Raw genomic sequence first — 7,403 nt, 5'->3', positions numbered from 1 at the left:
GTTGGAGGAGGTCTTGTAGTTTCCACGGTGCCACGCGTCTTTCTCGCTGTGAGTCAGCAAGTCACGGTGCAGCTGCTTGATGTGGTTCTCGGTCAGGGTGATGTCCGGCCAGGAGGAGAACACTCGCTCCATCACCTCGGCGTAGCCCGCGACCTCCTGCTCATCGCGCGTGGTGAACGACTTGATCTGCAGCCGGGAGAGCAGGCGTTCGACCTCGCGATCCGAAAGTTGGCTGCCCTCGATGCGCGTCGATGAGCCGATGCCTTCGATGGTGGCCACGCGCCGCAGCGCCGCGAGCCGATCCGGGGCCAAGGTGCCGAGCGCGCGCCACGAGCCTTTGAACTCATCGATGCCAGCGATGAGACTGAGGATCTCCGGAGTGATCTGGAGGGTGTCGGCGCGCATCATGACGCCCAATAATACATCCATTTACACCCGTTTTAGCGGATGATGGCCTGCCAACGAAGCGGCGGCTTTTGCTCCTGCCCCGGCGTCGCCCACGCGCAGCCGTGACGAACTTCAGGCACTGCGCCGCTACCTTGGTCCACCGACACTGCCGTGCTGACCATGTCGCTCCGGAACGCCTCCGCCAGGCACCTGCTCAGAACCAGCTTTCGACCTTGCTGCGCGTCGGGACGCCACCGGCATGAACCACCTGGCCGTCGATCACCACGCCTGGCGTGGACATCACCCCGTAGCCGATGATCTCGGGCAGGTCTTCGATCTTTTCGAGCGCTATCGGCACGCCTTTGGCCTTGGCGACTGTTTCTATCAGGTCGACCGTGCTGCGGCAGTTGGCGCAGCCGGTGCCGAGAACCTTGACGTTTTTCATGCGTGCTCCTTGGGGTTGGGGTTTGAGGATGGCGGCTGAAGCCGGGCGCCGGCCTTAGAGCACCAGGTTGAAGACGTAGCCGACGAGCAGAATGCCGGCGGCGACAATGCCGACGAAGGTGGCGATCAGCCGGGGTTTCAGCGCTTTGCGCAGGATGATCATCTCCGGTGCCGAGAGGGCGATCACGCTCATCATGAAGGCCAGCACGGTACCGAGCGCGGCACCCTTGCCGATCAGCGCCTCGACGATCGGGATCACGCCGGCGGCGTTGGTGTACATCGGTACGCCGAGCAGCACCGCCACCGGGACCGCCCACCAAGCATCCCGGCCCATGATCGAGGCCATGAAGTCCTCCGGCACGTAGCCGTGGATGCCGGCGCCGAGCGCGATGCCGGCGAGGATATAGGGCCAGACCTTGCCGACAATCTCGCGCACATGGGCGGTGCCGGCCTCGAAGCGCTCGACCCATGCCATGCCGTCGTGCGCCGCCTGGCCCACCTCACCGGCCTGAATCTTCTGTACCCAGTCTTCGAGATGGCGCTCCATGTGCAGCTTGCCGATCACCATCCCGCCGACGATCGCCACCAGCAGGCCGAGGCCGAGGTAGAGCGCGGCGACCTTCCAGCCGAACATGCCGAAGAGCAGCACCAGAGCCACCTCGTTAACCATTGGCGCCGAGATCAGGAAGGAGAAGGTGACCCCGAGCGGCACGCCGGCGGAGAGAAAGCCGATGAACAGCGGCACCGCCGAGCACGAGCAGAACGGCGTGACGATACCAAGTGTCGCGGCGAGCACATTGCCGATCCCCTCCCGCTTGCCGGAGAGCAGCGCTCGCGTCCGCTCGGGCGAGAAAAAGGTCTGCACGATGCCCATCACGAAGACGATGCCGGTGAGCAGCAGCAGCACCTTCGGGGTGTCGTAGAAGAAGAAATGCAGGGCTTCGCCGACCTGGGTCTGACGGCTCATTGCCAATGCGTTGAGCAGCCAGTCGGCGAAGGCCGTCAGTTGGCTGTAGGCGAACAGCCAGGCGCCCGTAGCGATGAAAATGCCGAGCAGCCAGCGGCCGAGTTTGCCGCGGGAGCTGGGGGTAAGGGAAAGAGTATCCATTCTGACGTCTCCGGCAAGAGGGTGTTGAACTCGGCGCCAACGGCGTCACGGCCCTGATCTTAAAGAAGACGAAGAGCGACGGCAAAAGACGCTGCTTTCCCCCAAAAAAATCTCGCTGGCCAATGTGCAACCTTCTGGAAACGCTGGCCGTCGTTAATCGGCCCTGCCATTTCCTTTCTGGCGGCAATATTGGCCGGTTTGTCGGCAAATACGCTTGCCGGGACTGCCCGGATTCAAGCCATCTTCCGCCACTTCGGCTCCCAGGCAGTCCTGGAGCCCTTCAGCCCCGGCGTGCGAAGGCTGGCCCGAATATTGCTCCTTTTTAGGCATGTCTGCCCCTTTCAGCAGGAGTCACCATGTCAGCTTTCGCAATCGCCAGCAGCTTGTTCGGACACGTTCAGTCGATCGGGAGCGGCAGCGGCACTCAATCAAACCCAACGGGCGCGAAGCGAATTGACGCTACGGAGAGCAGCGATTTTTCTTCGGCGCTGGCCTTGCGCATGGCCGGGATTCAGGCCAAAACCTTCAATACCTTGCTCGGCGCCGCATTCGGCGGAAACAAGGTCTCTTCGGGTATGGATTTTCTGACCCGCTTGTCTGGCGCTCAATCAGGATCACAGCCCGGGGCGAGCGACCCGCTTTCACTGCTTGACTTGTCGACTGCAGCACAGGGACTTTCACCGTCCGGCCGCAATCTGTCGCTTTTCGACCCGGAATCCGCCTATCGCATGATGAGCGCCATCAATACCAGGGATATCACCTACAAAGCCCAGTTTTCAGAGCTGAGTGAAATGAAAACCCTGGTTTCGGGTATGCAACAAGCTGGCCAGTCGCTAGGTGGCGTCAGCGCATTGCTGGACAACGATGCCATCAAGACACAGCTCCAGGCGTTCGCCGCAGAATACAACGACTGGGTAACACGCTTTGACGGCACGGTGAAGAACAATGGCCTGCTGGCCGGAACGCAGGCTGCCGAGGTCTCGCTTTACGAACTCGAACAGAGCGTCAAGAACATTTTCAATGGTGCGAAGGATGGCTTCCATGGCATACGCGATCTGGGCCTGAACATCGACCCGAACACGAAACTCGCCACACTTGACACGAGCATGCTGTCTGCAGCACTGGAAAAAAACAAGGCGGGAGCGATCAGCACCCTGCAAGAGTTCAGCGCAAATTTTGCCCGATCCGCCGAATTGCTCAATTCCGCCAACAACTTCATCCCCAACCGCTTGGGCAATCTGGATCGGGTGATCGACTTCATTGCCGATCATAAACCCTCGCTACAGGCCGAATTCGGGTTGGGCGACCCGGCCAAGCCTTCACCGCAGGTTGCCAGGGCGCTTGCCGCCTACAATCAGATTGTGAAAACCTGAATCCGCGGCGGCAGGCCGGGCGCCTGCGTGTCGATTCACCTGCCCACACTGTGGCGGCGAGATGCGAATCGTCGCCTCGGCAAGGTACGTGCGCTGGATCTCTGGCGTGCCAAATGCAAATGAGGGGGTCAGCCACTCGACGATCGCTGGCGCTTTCTGTTCCAGCCCGGCGTAGGTGTTGCCTGTTGGTATTTCGGCAAGGTCTCCGATGACCTTCGGCGTGAAGAATTTGTAGCCGGTCAATCCGTGCGGTTTCAGGAATGCATCCGACAGCGCGCCCCCAAGATTCTGACCACCATCGCCTATCTGGAGCTCTGCTTCACGCCGTTCATCGCGCGTCCTTCAGCTTGACGAAGTCTCGATTTTCTCGTGCATGACCAGCATCGGCCACTTCCGTGCCGTTGGCACCTGACGGCCTGCCTGTCCAACCGCCACCGCACAGAGCGATCCACGGCGCCGGGCGCCGGCGCTCCCTTTATCACCGGAGGTAGCCGGCACGGTGCCTTATTCCTGTTCAGCGCTCACCGTGCGGGAGGCGCCCACGCGGGCATCCAACGATGTTCAAGATGGCGGCAACGGCGGCCGCGGGACGAAGTCGGCGACTTCGCCAGAAGCCTCGTAGCGAACCTGGCAGCTGACCTCCATCTGGGCCTTGAGCCGCAAGCGCGCCCGTTGGATGCGCGACTTGGCGCCGGACAGCGAGATGCCGAGGCGCTCGGCCAGTTCGCGCTGCGGGCGACCCTGGATATCGCATAGCGTAATCGCCAGCCGGTCGCTTTCCGACAGCTCGGACAATACGCGCGGCAGGCACTGGCCAAGATCGTCGACCGGCAGCAGCTTTTCCGTCGCGGGGGTGGCCAGGTCGTCGGGCAGCGGAAGATGCGCATGCGCCACGCGCAGCCGATCGGCGAGCGCATTGCGCGCCACTCGGAAGAGCCAGGCGCGCGGTTGTTCTATTTCACAGAATCTGGCGCCCTGGCGTAGCGCCTTGGTGAACACATCCTGCAACAGATCCTCGGCGTCGTCTGGCGACGGCATGCGCTGGCGAAGATAAGCGCGAAGTTCTTTCTCGCTTATCGACCACGCACTCATCAGGCAGGGCACGCTCACGGTGCGACTCCGGCAGGCCGGGTCGGGCAGCGCTCTGGTCGAGTCGTCAGGTTTCGGATTTCGAAAGCCTGACTTCCAGGGTGTTCCTGTTGATGTCACCGCTGCGTTGATAGTCGAAGCGGTCGACGCCTTGCAGCGCCAGGAAAACGCCCAGCCCGCCGATCTCGCGATCGGACAGCGGTTGGTCGAGGTCTGCCGCAGTCGGCATGCCTCGTGCGCGGGGATCGTAGGCGACTCCCGTGTCTTCGAGGACTACGCTCAGGTGCTGGTCGGTGGCAGCGATGGCGATCGCGATATCACCCGTCGAGCCCTGTTCCTGGTAGCCGTGGGTGATGATGTTGGTGGCGATCTCGTCTACCGCCAGGATCAGACGATAGCTTGCTGCCTTGCTCAAGCCAGCCTCCTGGCAAGCCTGAGTGACCAGCTGGCGGATGGTCGCGAGCGCTGCCAGGTTGGCTGGAATGCTGTGCCTTGTCATGGTCAGGCACGCGCCAGACTCAGGGGTAGCTTTCCTGCACGTAAACGGACTGGTCGAAGCCGCTCATGTGCAAGGTGTTGAGCACCGGCCCGCTGGCGCCGACGACGTGGATGCTGACCTCGCGTCCCATCTGCTGCTTGGCAAACACCAGGACGCGCAGGCCGGCACTGGCCATGAATTGCAGCTTGCTGACGAAGAGCACAAGCTTCTCGGGTTTCTGCGGCGCGACCTGCTCGATGGCCTGGCGGAATTCGCCGGCCACTGCCGCGTCAAGTTCTCCGTCGAGGGTGATCCATGCCTCGCGGTCCTTCATTTCTACATTGATGCTGAGTGTCATGTTTGCTGTCTCCAGGGATTGGTCAGTTGGTCAGTCGGTCAGGTTTGTGATTGTGGGCGCCCGACCAGGATCGCCAGTGCTCGTCCGCCCACCAGGAAACTGCGCACGTTCTCGTCCAGCAGAACTTCCTGGCCGGGTTCCTGAATGTCATCGGGGGCCGGCAAGCTGGTGTTGGCGAAGAGGTGCCAGTGATAGCCGATTGGCAGGTGGGGTAATTCAAAGGGCAGGGCGTCCCAGAAACTGTTGATCGCCATGTACAGCACCGGCGTGGTATTTCCCCCTTGTCCGGCGTCACGTTCGCGGAGCATGAAGGCCAGCGCTCGCGAGTCCTCTGACCAGTCGGCCTTCCACGCCTGTGTGCCATGCCAGATGATATCGGCCGGCGAGCCGTTGCGGCCGAAAAATTCACCGGCGCGCAACAGCGGGTGGGCCTTGCGCAAGGCGATCATCTGGCGGGTGAAGTTGAACAGCTCGTTGTTGCGTTCGCGCAGCGTCCAGTCGAGCCAGTTCAGCTCGTTGTCGTGGCAGTAGGTGTTGTTGTTGCCACGCTGGGTTCGGCCCAGCTCATCGCCCATCAGGATCATCGGTATGCCGTGGCTCATCAGCAGGATGGCCAGGGCGTTCTTGATCATGCGTCGACGCAGCGCATTGATCTGTGCATCGTCGGTTTCCCCTTCGACGCCGCAATTCCAGCTATGGTCGTCGTTGCCACCGTCGCGATTCTGTTCACCGTTGGCTTCGTTGTGCTTGTCGTTGTAGGCGAAGAGGTCGTAGAGCGTGAAGCCGTCGTGGCAGGTGATGAAGTTGATCGATGCCGTCGGGCCGCGTTCATTCCAGCCGTAGAGATCCGGCGAGCCCTGGATGCGTTCGGCCATCACCGGCACCATGCCGTCATCACCTTTCAGGAAACGGCGGATGTCGTCGCGGTACTTGCCGTTCCACTCGGCCCAGCGTCCGTAGGCGGGAAAGGATCCGACCTGATAGAGGCCGCCGGCATCCCAGGCTTCGGCGATCAACTTGCAGTTGGCAAGCACCGGATCGAAGGCCAGGCTTTCGAGCAAGGGCGGGTTGGGCAAGGGCGCGCCGTTGGGAGCACGTCCGAGAATCGAGGCCAAATCGAAGCGGAAGCCGTCGATGTGGTATTCGGCCGCCCAGTAGCGCAGGCAGTCGAGCACCATGTTGCGGACCACCGGGCTGTTGCAGTTGAGCGTATTGCCGCAGCCGCTGAAGTTGTAGTAGTAACCTTCCGGCGTCAGCATGTAGAAGGTCTGATTGTCGATGCCCCGGAAGGACAGCGTCGGACCGCGCTCGTTGCCCTCGGCGGTGTGGTTGAAAACCACGTCGAGCATGACTTCGATGCCGTTGCGGTGCAGCTCCTTGACCAGGTTCTTGAATTCATCCACCTCCATGCCGAAGGGACCGGTGGCGGCAAAGCCGGCCTTGGGCGCGAAGAAACCGACCGTGCTGTAGCCCCAGTAGTTGTACATCATCTCGCCGGAGAGCGGATTGGGACGGCTGTTTTCGAACTCGTCGAACTCGAAGATCGGCATCAGCTCGACGCAGTTCACGCCCAGTTCCTTCAGATATGGGATCTTGGCCATGATGCCGGCGTAGGTGCCGGGGTGCTTGACGCCAGCCGAGGGGTGCGCCGTGAAGCTGCGCGTGTGCATTTCGTAGATCACCAGATCGGCCAGCGGCGTTTCCAGTGGGCGGTCGTCTTCCCAGTCGAAATCCTCGAAGACCAGGCGTGCGCGCTGTGGATAGATGTCGTTCCAGTCAGGTGGCTTGCCCCACAGGGTTCGCCCGCCGATCGCCTTGGCGTAGGGGTCGAGGAGGATCTTGGTCTTGTCGAAGCGGTGTCCTGCCGCCGGATCCCAGGGGCCGTCCATGCGGTAGCCATACTCGATGCGCTCGAAGTCGAGATCGAAAATGACCATGCACCAGACATTGCCGATACGGAAGGCGTCCGGGAAGGGGATCTCCACCAGCGGCTCCGGCGCGCCTTTTTCGAACAGCACCAGCGTGCACGCCGTGGCGTGGCCGGAGCTGATGGAAAAGTTGACGCCGCCCGGTACCAGCGTCGTGCCGAAGGGGAAAGCTCGTCCGGGACGTAGCTTGTAGGCGCCGTGCTGGTGCGTTGGATAGAAATCGATACGGGTATCCATG

General features: G+C 61.8%; 8 protein-coding genes. 1 reads left to right on the top strand and 7 read right to left on the bottom strand.

The features are described 5' to 3' along the window. The 3 genes from RUW20_RS09600 to RUW20_RS09590 form a co-directional block, all read right to left on the bottom strand. Positions 1-408: Fic family protein (locus RUW20_RS09600; protein WP_409559338.1), on the bottom strand; the 408-nt coding region annotated here is incomplete at its 3' end. A gap of 193 nt (positions 409-601) precedes the next feature. Beyond that, the gene (locus RUW20_RS09595; RefSeq protein WP_313951978.1) at positions 602-832 is read right to left on the bottom strand and encodes a thioredoxin family protein; all 231 of its coding nucleotides are present in this window, start codon (positions 830-832) and stop codon (positions 602-604) included. Between the two features lie 54 nt (positions 833-886). Beyond that, positions 887-1,939: a permease gene (locus RUW20_RS09590; RefSeq protein ID WP_313951977.1), complete on the bottom strand. Its 1,053-nt coding sequence runs from the start codon at positions 1,937-1,939 to the stop codon at positions 887-889. Positions 1,940-2,322: 383 nt separating this feature from the next. Here RUW20_RS09590 and fliD point away from each other — a divergent pair, with 383 nt between their 5' ends. Further along, positions 2,323-3,312 (top strand): flagellar filament capping protein FliD, encoded by a 990-nt coding sequence (gene fliD, locus RUW20_RS09585; RefSeq protein WP_313951976.1) that lies wholly within the window; start codon positions 2,323-2,325, stop codon positions 3,310-3,312. Positions 3,313-3,873: 561 nt separating this feature from the next. Here fliD and RUW20_RS09580 read toward each other — a convergent pair. The 4 genes from RUW20_RS09580 to glgX are packed head-to-tail and all read right to left on the bottom strand — an operon-like array spanning position 3,874 to position 7,402. Then, positions 3,874-4,422, bottom strand: a complete 549-nt coding sequence (locus tag RUW20_RS09580; RefSeq protein ID WP_313951975.1) for a sigma-70 family RNA polymerase sigma factor — start codon at positions 4,420-4,422, stop codon at positions 3,874-3,876. Positions 4,423-4,468: 46 nt separating this feature from the next. Continuing rightward, the gene (locus RUW20_RS09575) at positions 4,469-4,900 is read right to left on the bottom strand and encodes an anti-sigma regulatory factor (protein WP_313951974.1); all 432 of its coding nucleotides are present in this window, start codon (positions 4,898-4,900) and stop codon (positions 4,469-4,471) included. A 19-nt stretch (positions 4,901-4,919) separates the two neighbouring features. Then, on the bottom strand, positions 4,920-5,237 hold the full coding sequence (locus tag RUW20_RS09570) for an STAS domain-containing protein (protein ID WP_313951973.1): 318 nt from the start codon (positions 5,235-5,237) through the stop codon (positions 4,920-4,922). Positions 5,238-5,275: 38 nt separating this feature from the next. Further along, positions 5,276-7,402: a glycogen debranching protein GlgX gene (gene glgX / locus RUW20_RS09565; protein ID WP_313951972.1), complete on the bottom strand. Its 2,127-nt coding sequence runs from the start codon at positions 7,400-7,402 to the stop codon at positions 5,276-5,278. Position 7,403 lies beyond the last annotated feature (1 nt).

The sequence above is a fragment of the Accumulibacter sp. genome, assembly GCF_032229525.1.
In the GTDB taxonomy this organism is placed as follows: domain Bacteria; phylum Pseudomonadota; class Gammaproteobacteria; order Burkholderiales; family Rhodocyclaceae; genus Accumulibacter.
This window is presented reverse-complemented; position numbering and strand designations above follow the sequence as displayed.